Annotated in this window: 17 protein-coding genes; 6 read left to right on the top strand and 11 right to left on the bottom strand. The window is 38.9% G+C overall.

The genetic code is table 11. The features are described from left to right. Positions 1 to 70 precede the first annotated feature (70 nt). The 3 genes from ACN9MR_RS25020 to ACN9MR_RS25010 all read right to left on the bottom strand — a co-directional run bounded on the left by ACN9MR_RS25020 (position 71) and on the right by ACN9MR_RS25010 (position 2,926). The gene (locus tag ACN9MR_RS25020) at positions 71 to 658 is read right to left on the bottom strand and encodes an anthranilate synthase component II (protein ID WP_426327185.1); all 588 of its coding nucleotides are present in this window, start codon (positions 656 to 658) and stop codon (positions 71 to 73) included. Positions 659 to 710: 52 nt separating this feature from the next. Continuing rightward, positions 711 to 2,108, bottom strand: coding sequence for an anthranilate synthase component I family protein (locus tag ACN9MR_RS25015; protein WP_184465000.1), 1,398 nt, complete (start codon positions 2,106 to 2,108; stop codon positions 711 to 713). A 374-nt stretch (positions 2,109 to 2,482) separates the two neighbouring features. Beyond that, a complete protein-coding gene (locus tag ACN9MR_RS25010; RefSeq protein ID WP_426327184.1) occupies positions 2,483 to 2,926 on the bottom strand; it encodes a cytochrome B in 444 nt (147 codons plus the stop codon). A 113-nt stretch (positions 2,927 to 3,039) separates the two neighbouring features. Between ACN9MR_RS25010 and ACN9MR_RS25005 the strand changes: the two genes are divergently transcribed. The 5 genes from ACN9MR_RS25005 (at position 3,040) to ACN9MR_RS24985 (ending at position 12,895) form a co-directional block, all read left to right on the top strand. Further along, positions 3,040 to 6,060, top strand: a complete 3,021-nt coding sequence (locus ACN9MR_RS25005; RefSeq protein ID WP_426327183.1) for an amidohydrolase family protein — start codon at positions 3,040 to 3,042, stop codon at positions 6,058 to 6,060. Further along, positions 6,050 to 7,366, top strand: a complete 1,317-nt coding sequence (locus ACN9MR_RS25000) for an amidohydrolase family protein (protein WP_426327182.1) — start codon at positions 6,050 to 6,052, stop codon at positions 7,364 to 7,366. Before ACN9MR_RS25005 ends, ACN9MR_RS25000 begins: the two co-directional genes overlap by 11 nt. A gap of 233 nt (positions 7,367 to 7,599) precedes the next feature. Then, positions 7,600 to 10,806 carry a carboxypeptidase regulatory-like domain-containing protein gene (locus ACN9MR_RS24995; RefSeq protein WP_426327181.1) on the top strand — a complete coding sequence of 1,069 codons (3,207 nt, stop codon included), beginning with the start codon at positions 7,600 to 7,602 and terminating at the stop codon, positions 10,804 to 10,806. Between the two features lie 103 nt (positions 10,807 to 10,909). Then, the gene (locus ACN9MR_RS24990; RefSeq protein WP_426327180.1) at positions 10,910 to 12,661 is read left to right on the top strand and encodes an ABC transporter ATP-binding protein; all 1,752 of its coding nucleotides are present in this window, start codon (positions 10,910 to 10,912) and stop codon (positions 12,659 to 12,661) included. Positions 12,662 to 12,679: 18 nt separating this feature from the next. Beyond that, complete coding sequence (locus ACN9MR_RS24985) at positions 12,680 to 12,895, top strand: PLDc N-terminal domain-containing protein (protein ID WP_426327179.1); 216 nt, start codon at positions 12,680 to 12,682, stop codon at positions 12,893 to 12,895. 381 nt (positions 12,896 to 13,276) lie between these two features. Here ACN9MR_RS24985 and ACN9MR_RS24980 read toward each other — a convergent pair whose 3' ends face one another. The 8 genes from ACN9MR_RS24980 to ACN9MR_RS24945 all read right to left on the bottom strand — a co-directional run bounded on the left by ACN9MR_RS24980 (position 13,277) and on the right by ACN9MR_RS24945 (position 25,386). Further along, positions 13,277 to 14,563 (bottom strand): MFS transporter, encoded by a 1,287-nt coding sequence (locus tag ACN9MR_RS24980; protein WP_426327178.1) that lies wholly within the window; start codon positions 14,561 to 14,563, stop codon positions 13,277 to 13,279. A 177-nt stretch (positions 14,564 to 14,740) separates the two neighbouring features. Continuing rightward, complete coding sequence (locus ACN9MR_RS24975; protein ID WP_426327177.1) at positions 14,741 to 16,618, bottom strand: RagB/SusD family nutrient uptake outer membrane protein; 1,878 nt, start codon at positions 16,616 to 16,618, stop codon at positions 14,741 to 14,743. A gap of 35 nt (positions 16,619 to 16,653) precedes the next feature. Next, a complete protein-coding gene (locus ACN9MR_RS24970; protein WP_426327176.1) occupies positions 16,654 to 19,926 on the bottom strand; it encodes a SusC/RagA family TonB-linked outer membrane protein in 3,273 nt (1,090 codons plus the stop codon). A gap of 473 nt (positions 19,927 to 20,399) precedes the next feature. Next, positions 20,400 to 22,505 (bottom strand): ATP-dependent DNA helicase RecG, encoded by a 2,106-nt coding sequence (gene recG, locus ACN9MR_RS24965; RefSeq protein WP_426327175.1) that lies wholly within the window; start codon positions 22,503 to 22,505, stop codon positions 20,400 to 20,402. Positions 22,506 to 22,511: 6 nt separating this feature from the next. Beyond that, positions 22,512 to 23,414: an EamA family transporter gene (locus ACN9MR_RS24960; protein WP_426327174.1), complete on the bottom strand. Its 903-nt coding sequence runs from the start codon at positions 23,412 to 23,414 to the stop codon at positions 22,512 to 22,514. 2 nt (positions 23,415 to 23,416) lie between these two features. Continuing rightward, positions 23,417 to 23,797 carry a RidA family protein gene (locus tag ACN9MR_RS24955; protein ID WP_086548751.1) on the bottom strand — a complete coding sequence of 127 codons (381 nt, stop codon included), beginning with the start codon at positions 23,795 to 23,797 and terminating at the stop codon, positions 23,417 to 23,419. Positions 23,798 to 23,807: 10 nt separating this feature from the next. Then, positions 23,808 to 23,945, bottom strand: a complete 138-nt coding sequence (locus ACN9MR_RS24950; RefSeq protein WP_317039670.1) for a DUF6728 family protein — start codon at positions 23,943 to 23,945, stop codon at positions 23,808 to 23,810. A 97-nt stretch (positions 23,946 to 24,042) separates the two neighbouring features. Further along, positions 24,043 to 25,386, bottom strand: a complete 1,344-nt coding sequence (locus tag ACN9MR_RS24945) for an OmpA family protein (RefSeq protein WP_426327173.1) — start codon at positions 25,384 to 25,386, stop codon at positions 24,043 to 24,045. A 171-nt stretch (positions 25,387 to 25,557) separates the two neighbouring features. On the opposite strand from ACN9MR_RS24945, the gene ACN9MR_RS24940 reads away from it, so the two are divergent. After that, positions 25,558 to 26,847, top strand: coding sequence for an aminopeptidase P family protein (locus tag ACN9MR_RS24940; protein ID WP_426327172.1), 1,290 nt, complete (start codon positions 25,558 to 25,560; stop codon positions 26,845 to 26,847). The last annotated feature ends 34 nt before the right edge of the window (positions 26,848 to 26,881 follow it).

The raw sequence follows: 26,881 nt of genomic DNA, 5'->3' as shown, positions 1-26,881 counted from the left end.
TTAGTTATTTTAATGAGTTTTAAGTGGCTTTTGCTATTTCCAACCAGCCTTTAATTCCCCCTTCAGGGGGCTAGGGGGTCGTTAACCAGTTTTCCATCATCTGTTTACCATACTCTGTAAGCACACTTTCAGGATGAAACTGTACACCGCGAACATCTAACGTTTCATGTCTTAACGCCATGATCTCATTCTTATGATCTCTTGCTGTAATTTTTAAACATGAAGGGAAGTTATCTTTACTCACTACCCAACTGTGGTAACGGCCAACATTTATAGTTTGTGGACATTCCCAGAACAAAGGCTCATCACCATCTACAACAGTTACCGGTGTAGCAATTCCGTGCATTGGCCTGCCCAAGTTCAATAAAGTGCCACCAAAAACTTCGGCTATGGCTTGTTGACCTAAACATACCCCAAAAATACTCTTCGTTGGCGCATAGGTTTTGATCACATCCAGCAACAAACCAGCCTCTTCCGGAATACCTGGCCCTGGGGAAAGTAATATTTTATCATACTTTTCTACATCGGCCAGATCGAATTTATCATTTCTCCAAACTTCTGCTTCATAACCAACTTCGTTAATTAAATGCACCAGATTGTAGGTAAAACTATCATAGTTATCGATTACTAAGACGGTTTTTTTATCTATATTTTCCATTTTATTTCCTGTTAACGGATTTTACTCCAAGCTAAAAACTCCTCACTCCCAACTATATTCCCTCTGCCATTTGCACCGCTTTACGCAACGCTGCAATTTTATTGTTCACTTCCTGCATTTCAGTTTCGGGAACAGAATCGGCCACAATACCTGCACCTGCACGGTAATGCAGTTCGTTATTCTTGCTCATAAACGTCCTGATCATTATGGCATGGTTAAAATCTTCATTGAAACCCATAAAACCAATTGCACCGGCATAAAAATTCCTGCCCAACTTTTCGTTTTCGTCAATCAACTGCATGGCTTTATATTTTGGTGCACCACTTAAGGTACCTGCCGGATAGGTATCGGCGACTACTTTAAAAGCACTTACATTTTCCTGCAAATGACCGCTCACTTTACTTACCAGGTGGATCAGGTGTGAATAGTATTGAACCTCTTTAAAAGATTTCACTTCTACACGGTTACAGTGCCTGCTTAAATCGTTTCTGGCCAGATCAACCAGCATCACATGTTCCGCACTTTCTTTCGGGTCTTGCTCTAATTTACGTGCCTGTTCAGCGTCTTCAATGTCGTTTCCGCTGCGCTTAAAAGTCCCTGCGATTGGAAAAATGTTGGCCGAATTGTTTTTGATGGTAATCTGTGCCTCTGGCGAAGAACCGAACAATTTAAAATTTCCGTAATCAAAATAAAACAGGTAAGGTGATGGGTTTATCGAACGCAGGCAACGGTATACATTAAATTCATCACCAGAAAATGCTTGCTTAAATGCCCTTGAAGGCACAATCTGAAAAACATCTCCACGGTAAATATGCTTTTGTAGTTTTTCTACCAGATCCATAAAACCCTGATCGGTTAGGTTCGAACTTTCCTCACCACGAAGTTGAAACTTATATTCAGGGTAATTTTTATTCTGGATCAGGTACTCCATTTTTTCAAGCCCCCCCTCTTCTTCTCCTTCGAAAGTATTTTTGAAAAGGGTAATTTCATTTTTGAAGTGATCGATGGCGATGATATAGCGATACAGATGGTACTGCATTTCCGGAATTTCTTCACCTTCAGGTGTTTCAGAAGTAAACTTTATATCTTCAAAATGTTGTACTGCATTCCAGGTAAAATAGCCAAACAGACCGCTCGAAATAAATTTGATTTCTGGCAATTCAGTTTCTCTGAACTTATCTTTAAAATCGGTAATTTCTTCGATCAGGTTTTTACTTTCGGTAATCTCTACGGCACCATCAGGGAAATAAGTCTCTAATCGCGATCCCTTTAAAATAATTCCCGCTACCGGATCGGCACAAACAAAACTCATCGAGTTTTCTCTGCTGTGGTAGTCAGAACTTTCTAACAGGATACTGTTGGGATACACATCACGTAAGCGTAAATAAATGCTCACTGGTGTTGTGGTATCGGCAAGCATTTTTTTGTAAGTCGTATTAATTTTATACATGATAAAGGTAAATGGTATAAGCTATAGGGCTTAAGGTTTGCATTTCGTATTTTTTAACAATAAAAAGCCCGGCGTGTGGTTCTACGCCGGGCTTTAATGGTTCTTTAATAAGGTTTAGATTGATAAACTATATTTTGTTCATACGCAGCCAGCGCAATCCGTTCGAATTACTTTGCCAAAGCCATGTATGTATATTGTTGATCATGAGCAACAAAAATATAAAGAATTTCCAAAAATGGAAATAATTATGAAAATAAATATCCGTTAACCGCAAAGGACACAGAGTGAAAGCACAAAGTACACAAAGATTAATATCCGAATAAACGCTTCTGCGCCTCTTTGCGAAAAACTTAGTGTGCTTTGCGGTTAACCACTTAAGACACCCCAAAAAACGATCTTCCAGGCACAGCTTTAACCATCAGCAGAATGGCAACAATGATCAGGATCAATGCCAATCCAAAGAATACGGCAATAGTACGGTGTTTTGCTACAGCTTCTGTTACCTTTTTCGATTTTGCATTACCAATGGTAATCAGAATAATGGCAATAAGCATCATTGAAGTATGCTCAGCCTTAAAGTAACGACCTATGGCATCGCTCATCGGCAATTTTGTTAATGGACTTAAGAAAAAAAGCACCAAACCTATCAGGAATTGAATGTGTGCACTGATCAGCGTAAATACATTCAGCTTACGGTTACCTTCCGTGTAAGTTTTATTACCAAACCAGCCCGACAAAGCATTGATTACAGCAATAACCAATAGAATTAATACGATGTAGCGCCATCCAGAGTGCGCAGATTTTAAGATGTTGTACATTTTTATCAAATATGTTTAGTCAAAAATAGACATTAATTGTAAAAAATAGGATATTGAAGAGATTGAACGCTAATTTATATTAGTTTTAAACAAATTAAAACCCTAAACTTATTATGAAGAAAATTTTACTCGCCATTGGGCTGGTAATTTCTACTACATTTCTGTTTGCACAGCAAACCTCCTTCCCTGTTAACGGTTCTTTTGATACCAGACCTGGAATGTTTGCTTTTACCAATGCAACTATAGTAGTTAATGCCAACCAAACCCTAACAAATGCAACACTTTTAATCAAAGGACAAACCATTCAAGGTGTTGGTGCCGGTTTAGCCGTACCTAAAGGTTATGTAGTAATCGACCTTAAAGGAAAATTTGTTTATCCCTCCTTAATTGATGCCTTTACCAGTTATGGTCTTAGCGAAACACCTGTACAACAGCGCGGTTTCGGTGGTCAGCGTCAGTCTATTTTCGTTTCGACCAAAAAAGGTGCTTATGGCTGGAACGAATCAATCAGGCCGGAAACTTATGTAAAAAGCATCTTTTCTACCGACAGCAAAAAAGCGGATGAACTGCGTAAGGTAGGCTTTGGTAGTGTAAATGTCATCAACCGCGATGGTATAGCACGTGGTGTTTCTGCGGCTGTAACTTTAAACGAAGGTGCAGATAACAGTGTATTTTTAAAAGATCAAACCGCAGCAAACTATTCCTTTAACAAAGGAACATCATCAAACGATTACCCGACTTCGTTAATGGGTTCGATTGCTTTATTGCGCCAAACCTATTACGATGCACAATGGTATGGCAAACAAAAAGATGAGTATAACATCTCGCTAGACGAATTTGGCAAACAACAAACCATTCCACAGATTTTTGAGGTAGATGGATGGCAGAACATTCTGCGTGCTGATAAAATCGGAAAAGAATTTGGCAAAAAATACATCATTAAATCAACAGGTGATGAATACCAACGCATAAACGAGGTTAAAGCTACCGGAGCTAGTTTAATTATTCCATTAACTTTCCCTAAAGCTTATGATGTTGAAGATCCGGCAGAAGCCAGGAACGTAACTTTATCACAAATGAAAGGCTGGGAACTGGCACCAACCAATCCGGCCAGCCTGGAAAAAGCAGGAATTAAATTTGCACTTACCGCTTTCGGATTAGAAAATAGTCGCGATTTTTGGGCAAACATCCGCACAGCGATAGAAAATGGCTTAACTGAAAAACAGGCTCTACAATCGGTTACCGAAATCCCTGCTTCACTTTTGGGTATCAGCGATAAGGTAGGCTCATTGGAAAAAGGAAAAGTAGCCAACTTTTTAATCTCATCTGATAACCTGTTCAAAAATGGGAACATTATTTTCGAAAACTGGGTACAAGGCAAACGTTTCATTGTTAACAAAATGGATGTGAGTGATTTACGTGGCACTTATAATTTAAACGTTGATGGTATTGGTGCTTTAATCCTAAAAATTACCGGAACAGGTGGCGGATCAACAGCTGCTATTGAAAGAACTGGTGTAGATAGTGTTAAAACCACAGCAACCTTTACCAGAAACGGCGATTGGGTAAGCATCAATTTCAACTTAAAGAAAAACCCTAAGGGTGATGTCCGTTTAAGCGGCTACATTACCTCGGCAAATCCCGTAACTATAAAAGGCGAATCGGCTCTGGCTGATGGCACTACGGGAAAATTTACAGCAACTTATAAAGAAGCTGCAAAAGAAATGCCTAAAAAAGAAGAGCCAAAAAGCACTTTGGCCATGGGTCCGGTAATTTATCCTTTCTCGGCTTTCGGTAATACTGAACTGCCCAAACAAGAAACGGTTTTAATTAAAAATGGTACCGTTTGGACGAATGAAAAAGAGGGAATCCTTCAAAATGCTGATGTACTTTTAGAAAACGGAAAAATTAAAGCAGTTGGCAAAAACCTTTCGGCAAGCGGCGCTAAAGTGATCGATGCTACCGGCAAACATGTAACCGCTGGTATTATTGATGAGCACTCGCATATTGCAGGCGCAGGTGGTATTAATGAAGGTGCACAATCGGTTTCTGCAGAAGTACGCGTTGCCGACATCCTCAACTCCGAAGATGTAAACATTTACCGCCAGCTGGCCGGTGGTGTAACTACTTCACAAATCCTGCACGGGTCGGCCAATCCGATCGGTGGCCAATCGCAATTGATTAAACTGCGCTGGGGCAAATCGCCAGAGGAACTGAAATTTGCAGGTGCCGATGGCTTCATTAAATTTGCTTTGGGCGAAAACGTGAAACAAAGTAATTTCGGTACGGGCGCCCGTTTCCCGGTTACACGTATGGGTGTTGAGCAAACTTTTGTGGATGAGTTTACCCGTGCAAAAGAATATGAGAAAGCTCTATCAGTAAAAGGTAACAGTGTACGTAAAGATTTAGAATTGGATGCTATTGTTGAGATTCTGAACAACAAACGTTTCATTACCTGCCATTCTTATGTGCAGAGCGAGATCAATATGTTAATTCATGTAGCTGATAGCTTAGGATTCAAGATCAATACCTTTACGCACATTTTAGAAGGCTATAAGGTAGCCGATAAAATGAAGGCGCATGGCATTGCAGGCTCTACCTTCTCCGATTGGTGGGCGTATAAAAATGAAGTGGCCGAAGCCATCCCTTACAATGGAAAAATCATGCATAATGTTGGTGTAACTACGGCTTTCAACTCTGATGATGCAGAAATGGCCCGTCACTTAAACCAGGAAGCAGGAAAATCTGTTTTATACGGTAACGTTCCGGAAGAAGATGCTTTTAAGTTTGTAACCTTAAACCCGGCAAAAATGCTGCACATTGATGATAAGGTGGGCAGTTTAAAAACAGGTAAAGATGCCGATGTGGTAATCTGGACTGCCAATCCACTTTCTATCTATGCCAGGGCAGAGAAAACTTTTGTGGATGGCATTGCTTATTGGGATATCGAGAAAGATGCTCAGGTAATCAAAACCCAGCAGACAGAAAAAGCACGTCTGATCCAAAAGATGTTAGAGAGTAAAAGCAAAGGTGGACGTACACAACGTCCATTAGGTGATGCACCACGCCTGTACAATTGCGAAACTTTAGAAAACTATTCAGCAGAATTAACCGAGAAAGAACATGCACACTAAACAATATTTATTCAGTCTGGCTTTATCGGCAACAAGCCTGATGTGTTTTGCGCAGGCAAACATATCGCCAGCTAAAAAACAAAGCAAAACCATCGCCATAACAGGTGCAACCGTACATGTTGGCAATGGAACAGTGATCGAAAACGGCACCATACTTTTTGGCAATGGAAAAATTATTTCAGTTACTGCCAACGGCCAGGTACCACAGGATGATGTAATGCGCATTGTAGCTACAGCCAAACACATTTACCCTGGCTTTATTGCCGCAACTACCAATTTGGGATTAACTGAAATTGAAGCCGTGAAAGCAACCTTAGATTTTCAGGAAATAGGCGATTTTAATTCACACATCCGCTCAATCGTTGCTTACAATACCGATTCGAAAGTTCCGGCCACTTTGCGTAGTAACGGTATATTAATCGCACAACCAACACCTCAGGGCGGTACGGTTTCGGGCAGTTCGTCTGTTGTTCAGCTCGACGCCTGGAACTGGGAAGATGCAGCACTTAAAACCGACGATGCCATGCACATGACCTGGCCGGTTACACCGCGTTTTAGAGGTGGATTTGGTGGTTTCGGCAGGCCTCAGCAATCGCCAGAAAGCTTAGCCGAACGTACACAAGCGGCCATTGCACAGTTAACTTCTTTCTTTGCTGAGGCAAAAGCCTATTCTGAAATGGGCAAACCAGAAGTAATTAATACCCGATTCGAAGCGATGAAAAAAGTATTCGCTGGCAACGAAAAATTATTCATCGCAGCCGATAGTCAGAAGGATATTGTTGCAGCAGTTAATTTCGCTAAGAAATTTGGCATCACCCCGGTAATTACAGGTGCTGATGAAGCTTACCTGATTATCGATTTCCTTAAAGAAAACAACATTACCCTGGTGGTGAAACAGCCACATGCCTTACCCAACAACAATGATGACGATGTAAATATGCCTTATAAAAATGCTGCAGTATTGGCCAATGCAGGCTTAAATGTGGTATTGAGTATTGATGGTTACTGGCAACAGCGCAACCTGCCTTTTATGGCGGGTACGGTTACGGCCTGGGGCCTGGATAAAGAAAAAGCAATATCAACCATCACCCTAAATGCGGCCAAAGCGATGGGTGTTGATAAAACCACAGGTAGTATTGAGACTGGCAAAGATGCTACTTTCTTTATTTCAGCTGGCGATGCATTAGATATGCGCACCAACAAAGTGGAGCAGGCATTTATTCAAGGGAGAGACATTAACCTGGATAATTTACATAAACAGTTGGATAAAAAATTCAGCGATAAATATACTGCCGAGAAGAAATAAGTTAACACTAGTTTAACACAAACGGCCAATATTAATTTATTGGCCGTTTTTTATTTTAACATCAGGCTTAAAAACCATCAATTACTAAACTTATTATTAATATTAAATCAGAATTCAGTTAACAGCACATTAACATCTTTGTCATCATAAAAAATCAGAAAACTAATCATAATGAAACCTGCTAGGGTACACACAAAACCTCAGGCAGGCTTCATAATCCTTTAAAAAAACAAATGATGATGAAAAATTTACTTATTGCGGTATTGTTGCTGTTTTGCTTTGCCAACGATTCGGCAATTGCACAAACAACCCAGGCATCAATTTCGGGTGTAATCACCGATCAACAAAAGAAACCTATTCCCGGGGTTTCCGTGCAGATCAGAAACAATTCAACAGGTTTCACGACTAAAACATCTACCAATGCCCAGGGCGAGTATACTTTTAAAGAGCTTCCTTTGGGTGGCCCTTACTCGGTAAAAGCCCTATATGTAGGCTTTGGCGAGCAGACCAGAAATGGTTATATGTTAAACCTTGGCGATGTAGTTAAGGTAAACATTGCCATGCAGGAAGCCTCGCAGGATTTAGACGCGGTACAGGTTGTGGCTTCGGGTTTGAGGAACAAAGTTCAAAACTTTGGCGCTTCTACAGAAATTTCGGCTAAAACAATGAACCAGTTACCTGTAAACGGGCGTAATTTTTCCAACTTAATGGATTTATCTCCTTTAAGCCGTGGCGGAAATATTTCGGGGCAGTTAGGTTCTTCTACGAATTATACCATTGATGGAATGAATGCTAAAAACCCCACATCAGCTGGTAGTACTACGAGTCGTAGTGGTGCGCCATATTCTATTTCTATTGAGGCAGTTCGCGAGTTTAAGGTAGTAACCAATCAATATGATGTTACATTAGGCAGAGCCGGAGGCGGTACAGTAACCGCTGTAACCAAATCGGGTACAAATACATTAAGCGGAAGTGCTTTTGGTTATGGCCGTGCAGATTGGTTAGCCAGCCGTTATGATATTAGAGGAGTAAAACGTGACAACGATTTCTCTACGTATCAATACGGTTTTACTTTAGGTGGCCCAATTATTAAGGATAAATTACATTATTTTGTTGGTTTAGATCATCAGAAAGATGCTCGCCCGTTAATTATTGCCGATGTTAATGGCCCCGCTGATGAAGCACGTTTCAGAATCACTAATAGTACTTTAGCACAGTTTTTAGATGTTGCCCGTACTAAATATGGAGTAGCAAATACACCTCAATATGGTTCTTTCGACAAAAAGCGTGGTTCGGATGCTGCATTTGCCCGTATAGATTGGCAAATTAATGATAGAAATTTATTAACCATTCGTGATAATTATACAAACGATAGAAATCCATTAGGTTTGGCAGATAATACAGCGATAAATTTCTACGAAAGCTATGGTAACGATAAAAATGTTGACAATAATTTATTGGCAACTTTACGTTCAACCATAAGCAGCAAAATCACTAACGAATTAAAAATACAACATTTATATACTTTCCAGGCGAGTACGCAAAATGATGAATTAACAGGTGCCATTCCAAGAGCAATTGTAGGAAATATAAAATCCGACCTTGCTGATGGCACAAAGGGGATCTCTACTGCAATACAAATTGGCGGTCACCGTTTCGGACAGGAAGGTTTTACCAATAATGTTTTTCAATTGGTAGATAATTTTTATTATAATACGGATAAAGTTAAATATACGTTTGGTGTTGACGTGATGTATACTAATGCAAAATCTCTTTATGGCAGTGAAGTTAATGGTCGTTTCGAGTATTCTACTTCTCAGATTCAAGATCCTGCTTTTCCAAATGACCCTACAAAAAAGATCGAAGTTCCGGCGATTACAAACTTTAATAACCTTGCTCCAAACAGATTTTATCGTGAAGTACCTTTAGTTGCAGACCCAACTGTTAAAGCAGACATTTGGAACGCCGCTATTTACGGCCAAATGCAGACTAAATTAGCAAAAGGTTTAGATTTTATAGGTGGTTTACGCATTGATTACAGTACTTATCCAAAATCACCACTTAATCAGCAACTATTTGACGCTATTGGTGTAAGAACAGACCATGAGTTAAAACAATTTTTAATTCAGCCAAGAATTCAATTTAATTGGGATATTAATGAAAACCGAACAGACTTTGTTCGTTTCGGAGCAGGTATTTTCGGCTCGGATATTAACAATTATGTAACCATTAATAACTTAACCTTTGACGGTAAACATTTAGCAACAGTTGACGTTTTTGGCACAGATGTACCAAAACCAGACTTTATAGGTTATAGAAATGGTACTGTTGCTACACCTTCATTAAGTGCTTTACAGGTACCAACTATCAATACTTATGCAGAAGATGCAAAAATCCCAGTGGTTTATAAAGCCAACTTATCATACAGTAAATTAATTACCGATAAATTTAAGGTTGGGATTACGGGTTACGCAACATTCGGACGTAACAACTACATGTATGTTGACAAAAATATGGCGGCAAATCCATTCTTTACCCTTCCTAATGAAGGTAACCGTGGTGTATTTGTACCAACTTCAAGTATCACAGCAAGTAATGGCGTTGCCGATTGGAAAGGTGGTCGTTTAACTAATCAGTTTGGCCGTGTGTTAGAATTAAATAGTAAAGGTAAGGTAAATCAATTCGCTATAGTTTTAGATGCGACCTGGAATTATTTTAAAGATGGAGAAATCTCTGCAAGTTATACTTATAACGACACAAAAGATAATACATCGTATAATGGCAACGTGGCAAACTCTGCTACTTTATCTCTACCTGTTAAAGATGATCCAAGAGATTTGAGCAAAATGTCTTACTCAGATAATCAATTCCGCAATAAGGTTGTTATTTACGGAACGTCCCCAAGTTTTTATGGCTTTAGATTAGGTGTTCGTTACTCTGGTATTGGTGGAACACGATATAGCTTATTAGCTGGCGGCAATATTAATGGAGATTTTGTGGCCACAAATGATTTAGCTTTTGTATTCGATAGAAACAATCAGAATATTCCTGCAAATATTCGGACAGGCTTACAGGCATTATTAGATAATCCAGCTGCAAGCCAAAGTTTAAAAGATTATATCAATAAATATTCTGGTCAGATAGCAGAGCGAAATGGCGGAGTAAATGACTTTTTTGGTATTGTTGATTTAAAATTAAGCTATCAACTACAATTGAATAAAAAGCATAGTATTGAATTCTCAGGCGATGTGTTTAATTTTGCAAACCTACTTAACAAAAAATGGGGTGTAAATGAAACTTTGGGCAACCAGGCTTTATATGCCGTTAGCGCATTCGATGCTACAAACAAAGCTTATACTTACCGCGTAAATAACACTGGTATTGTTACGCCATCGGGTAACCCTTGGCAGATACAAATTGGTTTACGTTACGGATTCTAAAATAAGATTTAGCTAAGTTTCTTAGCTTAAAGTCATAAAAAAAGGGAATGGATTTTTATCCGTTCCCTTTTTTTATGTTTGCATTAACAAACAACAAAACTTAATGGGATTATTACTTAACTACCTGAAAAACCACAAGTGGATTGTGGCCTTAGCGTTATTGCTGGCAGGCATAAATATTGGTTTTTCACTTTTAGATCCATACATCACTGGTCGGATTTTAGACCGTTTTATCAATAAAAAAGATACACTCACCTACGCCCAATACCTTTGGGGTTCGCTGGGTTTAATCGGGTTGGCTATTGGGGCAGCCATGGTTTCGCGTATCGCTAAAAACTTTCAGGATTATTTCACCAGTGTGATTGTTCAAAAAGTTGGTGCAAAAATGTATGCCGATGGTTTGCAACATTCTCTAAAACTGCCTTATCAGGTTTTCGAAGATCAACGTAGCGGAGAAACCCTGGGTATTTTACAAAAAGTACGTCTGGATTCGGAGAAATTTATTACTGCCTTTATCAGTATCCTTTTTGTGAGTTTAATTGGAATGATTTTCGTTATCGTGTATTCGGTTTCGGTAAGCTACAAAGTTACCTTAGTTTATTTTTCAGCTATCCCGATCATCAGTTTCGTAAGCTGGTTTTTAAGTCGCAAAATTAAAACCATCCAACGTTCTATCGTTGGCGAAACCACAGCTTTGGCAGGTTCTACCACCGAATCGTTAAGGAACATCGAACTGGTTAAGAGTTTAGGTTTGGCCGATCAGGAAATTGACCGGCTGAACAAAACCACATACAAAATTTTGGGCTTAGAACTTAAAAAAGTGAAATATGTGCGCAGTATGAGTTTCGTTCAGGGTACTACAGTTAACCTTGTGCGTAGCACGATGGTACTGGTTTTACTGCTCCTTATTTTCGACAATACAATTTCTGCCGGGCAGTATTTCTCATTCCTTTTTTACTCGTTCTTCCTTTTCGGACCGTTACAAGAGCTGGGCAATGTGATTTTAACCTGGCGTGAGGCAGAAGTTTCATTAGGTAACTTTAAAAAGATTTTAAGTACACCAATTGATAAAAAACCTGAGAATCCAACTTCTATAGCAAAAATTAAGGATTTAACCTTTAATAATGTGGGCTTCAAACACCTAACAGCCAATAGAAATGCATTGGAGAATATTTCCTTCAAAACCCATCACGGGCAAACCATTGCATTTGTTGGTCCATCGGGTTCTGGAAAAAGCACACTGGTAAAACTATTGGTGGGTTTATATCCGGCAAAAGACGGTGAGATTTTATACAATGGTATTCCAAGTAACGATATCGATCTTGATGCCTTACGGGAGAAAATCGGTTTCGTAACGCAAGACACACAATTGTTCTCTGGTACGATAAGAGAAAACCTGCTGTTTGTTAACCCCAATGCAACCGACGAAGAGTGTTATAAAGTGTTGAACCAGGCAGCCTGTCAAACTTTGCTGGCCCGCGCGGATAAAGGTTTGGATTCGTTAATTGGCGAGGGTGGCGTTAAAGTCTCGGGAGGAGAAAAACAACGTTTATCAATTGCGAGGGCATTACTTCGCCGTCCAGATATTTTGGTTTTTGATGAGGCTACCTCATCGCTAGATTCGATTACGGAAGAAGAAATAACCAAAACCATCCGTTCAGTATCAGATTTAACCGATCACATTACCATTTTGATTGCCCACCGTTTATCGACCATAAAACATGCCGATAAAATTTATGTTTTAGAGAAAGGCCATATCATTGAGCAGGGAAGACATGAAGAGCTAATTGCACAAAATGGTTTATATCAGGCCATGTGGCGCCAACAAATTGGCGAAAGAGTTGTTGAAGCTTAAAGGAACAACATCTTTATTATGTTACTAGCACAAGTAGAAAGCAACCAGATCGCAATTATCATTATTATTGCAGCCATATTATGGCTGGCCCTAATATTAACCGCATTGTACCATATATCGAGAAACAACAGCATTGGTTTCACAGTAAAAGTACTTTGGTTTATCATTATCCTGCTTGCCCCCTTTTTAGGTTCCATTATTTATCTAATCTGGGGTAAGAATAAGAAGTTTTAATTTTCGCCGTGGTTCGTGTCTTCACGAACCTTTTTTCACACCAAGACGCAAAGGCACAATAAATAGTTAATTTATCATTGAATTCAAGAGTTGTCAACTTTCTGGCAAACTGATTTTTAAAGTTGACAACTCCACATAGCGATTTTTTATTGCTATGGGTTTTGCATGAGGGATAGCAGTGGAAATCCTTTTTTGATTTTTCTTCAAAAAGATTGCAGCGAATAGCCCGACCCTTTCCCGATTCATCGGGATTAGGGGCATGTCCAAATATTCTAAAAAACGCGTTTGTTGGTCGTTAAATACCTTAATATCAAAGCCATTTTTACAGCATGATAGACGCTGAACTAAAATGATAGCTGTCAGATCAAGATGACGAAACGACTAAAGGGTTTTAGTGGTCTGCTCATTAATATCCTGTAAACTTAACTTAGTTAATGATCGTGTTTTAAGCCAGGTAATACCCGCAATGGCGATCGTCATACTCCCTCCAAATACAACCGCCGGAACCAGGTTCATCAGCTTAGCCGTTAAACCCGACTCGAATTCGCCAATCTCATTTGATGAACCAATGAACATGCTGTTTACTGCTGAAACTCGTCCGCGCATATCATCAGGGGTAAGTAATTGCATAATTGTTTGTCTGATGATTACACTTACACTATCAAATGATCCTTCCAGGAATAAAAAGAATAATGTTAAATAGAAATTTTTAGATAAACCGTAGCAAATTATGCTGAGGCCAAATCCAGTTACGGCTATTAACAGGTTGCGCCAGGGTTTTCCCATTGGCGAAAAGCGGGTCATGGCCAACATGGTAATGACGGCGCCCGAAGATGCTGCACCACGCATCATGCCTAGTCCAAAAGATCCTAAGTGAAAAATATCTTTAGCAAACATGGGCAACAAAGCTACAGCACCACCAAAAAAAACTGAAAACAGATCTAAACTCATGGCCCATACCATCATTTTGGTTTTAAAAACAAACTGGATTCCTTCTTTTAAACTATGGAATATATTTTGGGTTGGCACATAGGTGGCGGGGTGCTTTTTAAAGGTAAATATGCAGATTAAGGATATGGTAACGAGACCTACAATTACGCTGTATGCGGCCGTAATTCCCCATAACCAATTTACCAAGCCCCCAGCTAAGGGACCAATAATGGTGGCCAGTTGCCAGCTGCTACTGTTCCAGGTACTCGAGTTTGGATACAACTCTTTAGGTACGATTTTGGCCATTAAAGAAAATGTGGCCGGGCCAAAAAAACCTCTGGCTAAGCCAATGCAAAAAACCAAACCATACATGATAAGTACAACGAGGTCTTCTTTAAGGTGAAGATATCTACTGGTAATAATCAGCATTAAAACAGAGGCCAACCAAACACCTGAAAATATCTTAATTAACAACCCGCGTTTTTCGCTTTTATCGGCAATATAACCACCGTATAGTGCGATCCCAATAGCTGGAATAGCTTCACACAAACCAACCAAACCTAGTTTTAACGGATCGTGTGTTAAATCGTAAATATGATAGCCAATAACAACAGCCTGCATTTGGTAAGCAAGCGTAAAAAAGAACCGCATGCCTAAGAATGATCTAAATTCTTTATATCGCAGGGCTGCGAATGGATCTGGTTTTACAATAACGGTGTTGGGGTCTGAATCTGCCACAGAAAAAAGTTTATTTACAAAACTACACTTTGAAAATTAAATATGGGAATAGCTAAAGGCTTAAGCTTACCTGTTTTTCTATTGAAAAGTAAAAATTTGAGATCGGTGATCCTAAATATTATTGCATAAAAAACCCGATGAATAATATTATCCATCGGGTTTTTAGAAATGGTTAGCTTAGTAACCGGGGTTTTGTTCTAGTAAATTATTTTTGTTTACTTCATCGCGGCTAAATGGCCTGAAATAAAGTTTATCGTTCCAGCTCCTGTTCTCTTGGGCATTCTCCTCTACCGGACTATAAGTGTAATCGTAAATGGTATTATCGTAATGGTAAGGAGCAGACATCGTTTTGCCTGGTTTAAATTTACCGGTAACTTTAATATAAGTAACCTTTCTGCCCAGCGTTTCGCCAGCAATTAACCACCTGCGTGTATCGTGATAACGTTGTTCTTCATAGGCCATTTCTATACGGCGCTCATGACGGTATACCTCTCTAAGCCCAGCCTGATCTGTTGCGGTAACCGCAGGCATACCTGCCCTAAAACGGATTTTATTTAACCAGTTTGTAGCATTGCCCAGTTCGCCAAGCTCAATACTCGCTTCGATATAATTAAATACCGCTTCGGTATACCTAAAGAAAGGCCAAGGCACATTTTGCGACATGGAGGCATCTACAATAGCTGGATCTGGATCGATAAATTTATGATAGTAATAGCCTGTCCAGCTGCCGTTCCAGTTTTCAATAGAGCTTGCCCTTGTATCAAGGCCTTTAAAATCAAACTTATTGTTTTTGTCATCCAACAGATCATATACCCCCGTTTGAATCTGACTAGCTGGATCAACGTTACCTGAAACTTTATCGCGGGGTTTCCAACCGGCACCATCATATAAAATAGTCGCGTAAAAGCGTGGATCTCTATTTTGATAAGGTTCAGCTTTTTGTGCTGGGTTTGTCCAACTAAACTTAGAGCCATCTTTCATTTCATAATCATCAACCAATAAACCTATTGGCGTGTTACCGGCCCAGTTATGGTACCCGTTAGGGCCATTTTGCTGTGCATGCTTAATATTGTTCTGAACAATGAAATAACGTGCAAAAATTAATTCTGAAGCCGCAGTAGCATCAACACCAGGGGCTTTACTGGCACCACCCATTGCAATACTTTTATAGTTTAACCTTCCCTCTTCAGAAGTAGCCGGTGCAGAAAGATTTAATTTATAACCTGTAGCCAAATCAATAACTGCTTTTGCAGCAGTTTGAGCTAATCTGTATCGATCTGCCTGATTGCCACTCGCATAGCTCAGGAAGTCTAATTTTTGAGGAGTTATTCCGCTAATTTTAGCATTTAGTTTAGCCCTGTCATGCAAATCGCTAGCGGCATAAATTAACACCCTGGATTTTAATGCCAGTGCTGCTAATGCAGTTGTACGACCCTTCTCCATGTTTTTACCGGTTAATAATCTATTGGATTCATCGCAATCTTTTACGATAAAATTTACACACTCCTCATAGGTGTTGCGCTTTATGTTATAGTTATCATCGAGCACATAAATTTTTGTTACAATCGGAACGGCTCCATAGTAACGCAATAATTGCTGATAAAAATAAGCACGTAAAAAATATGCTTCGCCCAATAACTGATCTTTTAATGATTGGCTGGTAAGGTCATTATCGCCACTGGTTATTTTTTCAATAGTGATGTTACAGGCTCTGATGCGGTTATACATCTGTTTATAAGCCCAGGTATCATTTACCCAGCCCAAAGTGGAAGGATTAATGGTAGCATTGTTAACCAGATCTATCCCCCTGGTAGGATGCGTAAACAAAGCCTCATCAGAAACCGATGCGAGCATTTCCTCAGAAAACCCACCATTACCCAATCCGTTGTAAATATCGTTCACAAATGCCTGCGCCGTTGCGGGATCTTTCCATACCGACTCGGCAGGCACCTGGCTCGGCGAATCTACATTTAAAAAGTCTTTTTTACACCCAAATGCAAAAAAGGTGATAAAAACCAAAAGATATAGATTTTTATTTTGAATTATTGTTTTCATATTCTTCTTTGTAATTGATAAACAGCTATACATTGTTAAAAAGTGGCTTTAATACCCATATTAATTACCCTAGCTTGTGGATAGTATTGTCCACTTGTATTGGTAGATTCCGGGTCCCATATCTTGATTTTATCAAGCGTAGCCAAATTGAGGCCATTTGTATATACCCTTACACTATTTAACCCAACTTTTTCAACCCATGTGGTTGGTAATGTATAACCTAACTCTACATTCTTAAGCCTGATGTAGTTATTGCTTCTTAACCAATAGGTATTGTTTAATGCATTATTGCTATCGGTATAATAGGTAGCACCCCTGTTTGATAAGCGTGGGTTTACCGAACTTGGATTATCGATACTCCAGCGGTTCAGGTATGACCACTCCAGGAAGTTACCAATATCTCCCGATTCTGTTAAACCAACAATCTGCATCCCGCCGGTTGCTCCTTGAATAAGTACTGATAAGTCAAATCCTTTGTATTGAACATTAAAATTTACACCGCCCGTAAAGGTTGGTGTACCGTTTTTATCTAAGCGGATTTTATCATCTGCATTAATTTTACCGTCGCCGTTAATATCTTTAAATTTCATATCGCCCGGACGCAGGTTGTTGGTAAGCGCACTATAATTAAGTTTATTGGCACTAATTTCTGCCTGATCTTTAAAAACACCATCATAATCGTACACCAACCACGAGTTAGTTACCCTACCTGTAGAACGCTGCCATTCTGGAGCGCCAGGGGTTTCATCCCAGAAGATGATTTTATTCTTGGCATAGCCACCGTTTACACTCACACCAAAATTTAAATCGCCAACCTGGTCGTTATAACTTAATTTAAATTCGAAACCCTTGTTGTTTACTTTCCCTAAGTTAACTGGTGGTAAGCGATCGGTAATACCAGAACTTTCTGGCACTGAACTCCCTCTACTGATCAGAATATTTGTACGCTTATTATAGAAGTAATCGAACTCTAACGACAATTTATTATTTAAAAAGGATGCATCTAAACCAATATTGGTATTATTTGCTACTTCCCATCCAAAATCAAAATTAGGCACCTTACCTTCAGTTAAGGTTTTGGTTACCAGATCATTAAAGGTATAAGTACCAAAATTCATTAAACTAAGGTATTGATATTCTTGCAAAGCATCTCCGAAATAGGCTTCAGCTCCCATTTGCCCCCATGAAGCCCTTAGCTTCAAATTGTTGACGAATTTAACATTGTCTTTAAAAAACGGTTCTTCAGATAAGCGCCAACCTACTGATACCCCTGGGAAGAAACCGAAACGTCTATCTGTTGGAAAGATATAAGATCCATCTACCCTCCACAAAAATTCGGCAAGGTATTTTTCTTTATAATTATAGCCCGCCCTACCAAAATAGCTTAACCGTGCTCTTTTAAATAAATTATTCGGATCACCAGGATTATTGCCTAATGATTGCTCTCTTTCATCACCTGCAAGTAATTCTTGAACAGATGATGATATAAAGTACCTTCTAAACGCAGTAAAACCGTCATTGTTAACCGTTTCGCGCGTTACACCGGCCATTAAACCGATAGTATGATCGCTAATCTTTTTATCATAGTTAACCATTCCGGTTAAGTTTATGGCCAATTGTCCACCTGCAGTTTCCCTAAGCCTTGGATCGGTGTATTGAGAGCGCACCGTACCTGCAAGCACTGGTGTTACACCATCGGCTGCAAACGTTTTCTTGTCCCAATCGTAAAGTGTCCAGGGCAATTGCCAGTTTTTTTGCCTGCCGGAATATTTATCAATTGCAGCTGTACCGGTTACCTTTAATCCATCAACACCGGGAATTTTAATTTCTACTTTACCTGTAGTTTGAAAGTAATCCCTTACATCTTTATTAGTTCCCGTTAAGTCTGTAGTAGAAACCACCGGATTATAGCCATATTCAATATCCCTACCAGGCAACCCGTTAGGCCATATGGCTATCTCATTAGGCCTTCCCCGCATTAAGAATCTAAAGATATCACCTGCTGAAACCGTTGGGAAATTACGATCTTCCTCTCTCGCACTTACCCCCAATGTTGTAGTAATATACTTACTTAATTTTGCTTCCAGGTTAAAACGCATATCATACTGCTGATAACCTGTGGCAGAGTTTTTATAATAGCCATCCTGATCGAGATAGCCTAGTGAAAGCAAATATTTCACATTTTCGCTACCTCCATTAATCTGAACGTTATGTCTTTGCTGAGGAGACCAATTTTGGAAAGTAGTTTTAAACCAATCCGTATTGGGATACCTTAAAGGATCTGAGCCATCTCCGAATTTCCGGATTTCATCTGGCTTGTAAGCTGCATTAATCGTTTTACCGCCGGTAGATAAATAAGTCCCTGTTGTTTTGAAACTATTCCATGCTGCCGCCCATTCATTTGGATTAAGATCAGAGCCGAAAATATTCAGTTCATTTAAAATCTCAGCATATTGAGTGGAATTGGCCATTTTAGGTATGCGTGTAGGCTGTTGTAGGCCATAACTAAAATCGTAAGAAAATTGTGGTTTCCCCGATTTTCCTAATTTAGTAGTGATGAGGATTACTCCATTTGCAGCCTGTGAGCCATAAATAGCTGCAGATGCATCCTTTAGCACCGATACACTTTCTATATCGTTCGGATTTAGCCGCTCGATCCCGCCTGCCCGGTTAGGTATTCCATCGATTACAATTAAGGCATTATTATTACCAAGTGAATTTATACCGCGAATCCGGATCGTCGAGCCATCGTATCCCGGCTCCCCGCTTCCTTGCAGTGCCGTAACGCCGGGCAAACGACCAGCCAACGAATTGGTTAAGTTTACCGAAGATGATTTGGCCAGTTCTGTACCTTTAACCGATGCTACAGCACCAGACACAACTGCCTTTTTTTGGGTTCCATAGCCTACTACTACTACTTCAGATAAGTTTTGGTTGTTTTCTAATAAACGGACATTAATATTGGTTTGGTTCTTTACCTGGATCTCCTGATCTACATAACCTACATAGGTAAATACTAAAGTAGCATCTTCGGGTACTTTTATGCTAAATTTTCCGGAAGCATCTGTTACTGTAGTTGCAGCCCCTCCTTTTAATTTAACACTTACTCCAGGGATTGGTCCTTTAGCATCGGTAACCTGTCCCTTCACAATAATATCCTCAAGCGGAGGTCTGTAAAAATCAAAGGGTTCTTTTTCGTGCAATGATGCTTTAGCAGACATGCTGGTAAACGGGGAAAAAACGAGACAACCACCGCAAACAAGAAACATGCTACTTCTGGCAAAAGTCTTCCATAGATTTTTTTTCATAGTTTTCAATTTATTTTTGGTTAGATAATAATTGTATTATAATTTAATACTCATAAGTAATATCGAACTGTCATTACACAAATCAATTAAATATGACTTATCGACATAATTGCTTACACCACTTAACATCAAAAAAATTAAGGCTCCCTTCTAATTACGCTAATATATCATTGTTAACCATGTGAAATCGGCTTTAATTAGTTCAAAATTCATTTTTTGAATTGAAAACTATAAGGTACGGTGTACCTAATTTTGGACTTGCCGACGTTACGGTTCACATTTGGTTACACGCAAGATAGAAATATTAGGAGTTAAAAAAAAGGGGGTATAATAATAATTATAAGGGGCTGACTCGTAAAAAAACAATTACAAACGACACAAAGTAGCACTAATAATACAGCACTAAATATTATTGCGGAGTATGGGAAGAAGGAAGTTCAAATGATTAGAAACAAATTTAACTCCATACAAGATTAGCTTATCTTGTCGAAAGAAATGCCTCTTTCTAATTTTTGCAGGTAAGCTTTTAAGATTGCATTTTCGGGCTTTGCCAGCTGCGGATCGTCTTCAAAAAGTGCGATTACTGTATTACGTGCTTCAGACAAAATAATCTGGTCTTTGGCCAGGTCGGCAAGCTTCAGATCTAAAACACCGCTTTGCTGAGTTCCTGTAATATCGCCAGGGCCGCGTAACTGTAAATCTATTTCTGATATTTCAAAGCCGTTGTTGGTTCTTACCATTGTTTCCAAACGAATCTTACCTTCTTTACTCAGTTTATTCCCGCTCATTAATATACAGAAAGACTGTTCTGCACCACGACCTACTCTACCACGCAACTGATGGAGTTGTGAAAGTCCAAACCGTTCGGCATTTTCAATCACCATTACCGAGGCATTAGGTACGTTTACACCCACCTCTATTACGGTAGTGGCTACCATAATCTGGCTTTTACCATCAATAAACTGCTGCATTTCGAATTGTTTATCAACATTGGGCATTTGTCCATGTACAATACTCATTTGGTAATCGGGTCTTGGAAACTGATAACTCAGTTGCTCAATTCCAGCCTCAAGATGCAAAAGATCTAATTTCTCGCTTTCTTTAATTAAAGGATAAACAATATAAACCTGTCTGCCTTTAGCAATTTCCTGCTTCATAAAACCGAACATCCTAAGGCGTTGACCTTCAAAAAGGTGTTTGGTTTCTATAGGCTTTCTTCCGGCAGGTAATTCGTCAATGATCGAAACATCAAGATCGCCATATAAGGTCATGGCCAAAGTGCGCGGAATTGGTGTAGCGGTCATTACCAGGATATGTGGAGGAATGATATTTTTTCGCCAAAGCTTAGCCCGTTGTTCCACACCAAAGCGATGTTGCTCATCAATCACAACCAGTCCTAAATTTTTAAACTGAACCTTATCTTCAATCAGGGCATGTGTTCCGATCAGAATATCGATTTCTCCATTCTCCAATTGCTCATGCAAAACAGTACGCTCCTTTTTTTTGGTATTTCCTGTAAGGATAGCAACACGCACCAGGTCGTTGGTTACAAGTTCTGTAATAGAGGCATAGTGCTGACGGGCTAAAATTTCCGTTGGAGCCATCATACAAGCCTGGTAGCCGTTATCATTTGCCAAAAGCATACTCATCAATGCAACCGCAGTTTTACCGCTTCCTACGTCACCCTGAACAAGCCGGTTCATTTGCACACCACGTTGTGTATCTATCCTAATTTCTTTGATCACCCGCTTTTGTGCATTGGTTAATTCGAAAGGCAAAAACTCATTATAAAAGCGGTTTACTTTTTCGCCAACCTTTTCAAAAGTTACACCTTTAAATTTTAACTGGCGTAAGTGCTTATTGTGCAAAAGCTGTAACTGAATAAAGAATAATTCTTCAAATTTAAGGCGTCTTTCTGCAGCGTTTAAATCCTTCTGATTTTTAGGGAAATGAATATTCAGCAAAGCTAATCTTTTATCTGGCAGCTGATACTTGTCAATGATGTATTGTGGTAAATTCTCTGGAACCTGGGGAATAATCTGATCCAATAAGCCGGCAATTAAACGTTGTAAGCCTTTTGAATCGAAATTAAACTTTTTAAGTTTCTCTGTTGAGTTATAAACCGGCTGTAAGGTTAGATTCCCACGCCCCACTTGTTTGCGCTGATACAACTCCATTTCTGGGTGCGAGATGCTAAAGGTTCCGTTAAAGATGGTTGGTTTCCCAAAGGCCACGTAAGCAGTGCCAACAGTGATATTATCATCAACCCATTTTAGGCTCTGGAACCAAACCAATTCCATAATGCCTGTTTCATCTTTAAAAACAGCAACTATACGTTTTGCTCTTTTATCTCCAATTACTTTTTTGCTGATCACACGCCCGATAATCTGGATATACTGCGAATCAGTGTTGATCTGGTTAATCTTGAAGTATTTTGTACGGTCGATATACCTGAAGGGATAATGCGCCAGCATATCCTGATAAGTGAACAGGCCGAGATCCTTTTTTAAAACATCAGCACGGCTAGGCCCAACGCCTTTTAAAAACTCAACAGGTGTATCTAATACCGAATTAAACAAAATATTTTACTGTTTCTTGTAAACAACACTCTTTAGCAATTGTGCATTAAAAATAACGATCGATAGCAGCAAAAGCAAATAGGCGAAAAGTTGGTGCAGATCTATTTTCTCCTTAAAGTAAAAAAATGCAACGGTAAAAGCAACTATGGGGTTTAAATAGATCAAAATACCCAAGGCCGACGAAGGCATGCCCAACAGCGCATATGAATTTAGGAAGAGTGGAATAATGGTAAATACAATGGCAATCAAAAATATATGCGCCCAAAAGAAGGTTTCGGTGGGAAAAGGCGCAGCATTAAGAAAATACAACGGCAGCATCATTAATCCTGATAAAATTAACTGAACGCCCAAAAAGTTAAACTTATCTACATCTTTAATTACTTTTAGCACAATAACATATATGGCATAAAAAGATGCGATGATAACGGCCCAAAGTACTTCATGTAAAGAGCCCGTTGCCAATAGGATAATGCTTATAAATGCAATGATCAGGGCGATAATTTTAGCCTTGGTTAACTGCTCTTTTAAAATGATAAATCCACAGAGTGCAGTTAACAGTGGGCACACCATATAAGCAAATGCTGCTGCTTTTAAACTCACGCTATTTACGGCATAAATATAGGTAAACCAGTTTCCCGTAATCAGAAACGACGATACTAGGGTAAGCAGCAATAGTTTGGTTTTATTTCTGGCGCTTAATGATTTTAAGAAACTCAAATCATTTTTTAATGCTTTCCTTCTGAATAAAAGAATGGTTGCCCAAACTACGATATTGGAAATAAATATCCTGTAGTATAAAATTTCATGGGGCGGAAAACCTTTTATGTTACGCAAAGGGATAGACATTGTTCCCCAGATAATGTAAGGAACAATGCCTGCTATAAAATATTTGCTTTTACTATCTGTCAAAATTAGCCTACAATGGCAATTACAGAGATTTCTACGTTAACATTTTTAGGTAATACCGAAACCTGAACCGTTTCGCGAGCCGGGAAATCAGCAGTAAAGTATTGTCCGTAAACTTCGTTTACCTGAGCAAAGGTACCCATATCGCTTAAAAAGATGGTAGACTTTACTACGTTATCGAAAGTTAAACCTGCTTCAAGCAAAACAGCTTTAAGGTTGCGCATTACCTGGTGCGTCTCTTCTTCGATATTACCAATATTTAATTCTCCGCTTTCTGGATTAATGGCTACCTGGCCCGATACGAATAAAAAGTTTCCAGCTTGTACAGCTTGGCTATATGGTCCAATTGGAGCTGGAGCATTGGTTGTTTTAATAATTTGTTTCATACAATTGGGGTTATTTAGCAAGCCATTGGATTAGCTTGTAGATGATGCCTGCAAGAAAAATTAAGATGGCCAATGCATTTATAAAATGCATAATTCTCAGGTTGATGTTATTTGGCCTGTTCGGATCCTTTTTTCTAAAGAAGTACATAACACAAACTTAGCTAAAAAGCTTAACACAGAAAATTAAAAGGCATAAAAAAAGTCCTGACTTTCATCAGGACTTTTTTAAATCTTATATTGAAATACTAGTTTCTAGCAGTTTCAACACGACGGTTTTGGATACGACCTTCTTCAGTATCGTTAGAAGCAATTGGATTAGCTTCGCCATTACCTTTAGTAGCAACTTGACTAGCGTTAACGCCAGAGTTTACTAAGTAAGTTTTAACAGAGTTAGCTCTGTCTTTAGATAATTTCAAGTTATATGCAGCAGTACCTTCGCTTGAAGCGTAACCGTTTACAGTTACTTTACCACCGTTTTCACGTAACACTGAAGATAATTTATCTAAAGTAGGGTAAGACTCAGTTTTTAAAACTGAAGAGTTGAAATCGAAACCGATTTTTTCGAAACCAGTTACATTTGAAGGAATTGAATCAACTGGAGCTGGTTTTGGAAGAGGACAACCTGAACCATCAACAGCAGTACCTGCAGGAGTTCCTGGGCATTTATCGAATTGATCAGCAACACCGTCACCGTCAGTATCTTTTTTCAAATCTTCAACAGATTTCTCAACAGCAGAAACACGGTTTTTCAATGCTTCAACTTCTTGACGTAAAGTTGGATCTTTTAACTCATCGTACATAGTAGCTAATGGGTTAGTCCACTCTAAACTTGGTTTAGCAGAAGAACCTAAAGAGAATTCTAAACCAGCATAACCGTAAGAGAATTTATCTTTAGTTTGACCTTTTGCATAAACTCCATCTAAGTTATCAGCATCAACAAAGTTCATTGTGTAACCTAAGTTAAAGTTAACACGCTCAGAAACTTTGAATTTAACACCAGCACCAACTGGAATGTAGAAACCTTTTACGTAGTCTTTAGCATCATGTCTGTCATCTGCAGGACCAACAGCTTTACCTTTCCAATCAATAACACCATTTTGTGTTGTAATTTTTGGAGCATAAGCCATATAACCAGCACCAGCAGTTAAGAAGAAACCTACTGAGTTCTCACGACGTAAGAAATCGATAGAACCTACATTTACAACACCACGTAAATCTACAGCATATTGTAATTCAGTTTCGAAGTCTTTTACAGCTGGGTTAGAAATACCTTCGTTAGTACCTGAAAGTTTACCACGAGTTCCGTTTAATTCTAAACCGAATGAGTGACCTAATTGTTTACGGATGTTTAAACCGTAACCTAAGTTAGCATCCCATTTGTTAAAGTCATTTGAACCACCGATAGCAACAACTGGCATTAAAACACCACCATGTACACCGATAGACCAAGTTCTGTACTGACCTCTACCGCCAAATACCTTGACAGCAGAAGTTGTTGCAGGTGCATCTTGAGCGACAGCAAGAGAAGCAACTCCTGTTAATGCCACTAAAGAAAGCGCAACACTTTTCTTTAAAGTAGAATAATTCATAATCTTTTTCTTTTTTAAGGGTTAAACAATTTAATTGATTAATTTTTTAGTAATGCCAAAATTAAACAAAATTTTAAATTTTCAAACTTTTATACAAACTCCGTTCCAAACTTCACAGTAATTAATCATTTTATTACATTTGGCCATTGCCCATATAAAAATACCATTTTCATGAAATATCCTACTATTGATCAATCATTATTTATTTTAAACAGAAATAAATTCACTAAACACCTAAAAAACAATTCATTAGCTATATTCAATTCAAGTGATGAATTTCCTAGAAGTGGCGATCAGAACTTTATTTTTAAGCAAAATCCTGATTTATTTTATTTATCAGGAATTGATCAAGAACAAACAATATTGCTATTATTTCCTGATTGTCCTAATCCATTGTACAGAGAAGTCCTGTTTTTAAGACAGACTAACGATTACATTAAGGTTTGGGAAGGATACAAATACACTAAAGAGCAGGCTAAAGCTGCATCGGGTATTCAAGCAGTATATTGGCTAGAAGATTTTGATAACATATTGCATAGCATAATTAACTATGCTGAGCATATTTATTTAAATACAAATGAAAATGATAGGTATGCCCATGAAGTTCCTTATCGTGATATCCGTTTCATTGAGAAAATGCGGGCGAAATATCCATTACATCATTATGAACGTTCGGCACCAATTATGCGAAATTTACGTGCCGTTAAATCTGATGTTGAAATCGAACTGACCAAAAAGGCTTCAGCAATAACACGCGATGCCTTTATCAGGGTATTAAAATTTACCAAGCCCGGTGTTAAAGAATATGAAATTGAAGCGGAAATTATCCACGAATTTATCCGCCAGGGTGGAACAGGTCACGCCTACACCCCTATTATTGCTTCCGGTCACAACGCCAATATTCTTCATTACAATGATAATAACCAAGAATGTAAAGATGGGGACGTGATCCTTTTTGATTTTGGTGCCGAATATGCCAACTACAATGCAGATATGAGCCGCTCCATCCCTGTTAATGGTCGTTTTACGCAAAGACAAAAGGATGTATACAATGCAGTATTGCATGTAATGAAAGAGTCGATTAAATTAATTGGCGAAGGAACCATATGGAATACCTACCACGAACAGGTTGGCGAAATTATGACTGAGCAGCTGGTTAAGCTTGGACTTATTTCTACAACAGACGTGAAGAACCAAACAGCAGCGTGGCCGGCTTATAAAAAATACTTTATGCATGGCAATTCACACCATTTAGGTCTTGATGTACACGACTTTGCCGGAAGATACACGCCATTTGCAGTGGGCAATATTTTAACTGTTGAACCAGGAATCTATATTCCAGAAGAAGGCTTGGGTATCCGCTTAGAAAATAATATTCTGATCACTGCAAGCGGAAATGTAGATTTAATGGCCGATATCCCACTAGAAGCTGAAGAAATTGAGAACATTATGAACAGTTAATCAGATTTACAGTTGATTGTTTTCAGTTAACCGG

The organism is Pedobacter sp. R-06, assembly GCF_049913135.1.
GTDB lineage: Bacteria > Bacteroidota > Bacteroidia > Sphingobacteriales > Sphingobacteriaceae > Pedobacter.
Note: the sequence above shows the minus strand (reverse complement) of the source record. Positions and strands in the feature narration are given on the sequence as shown.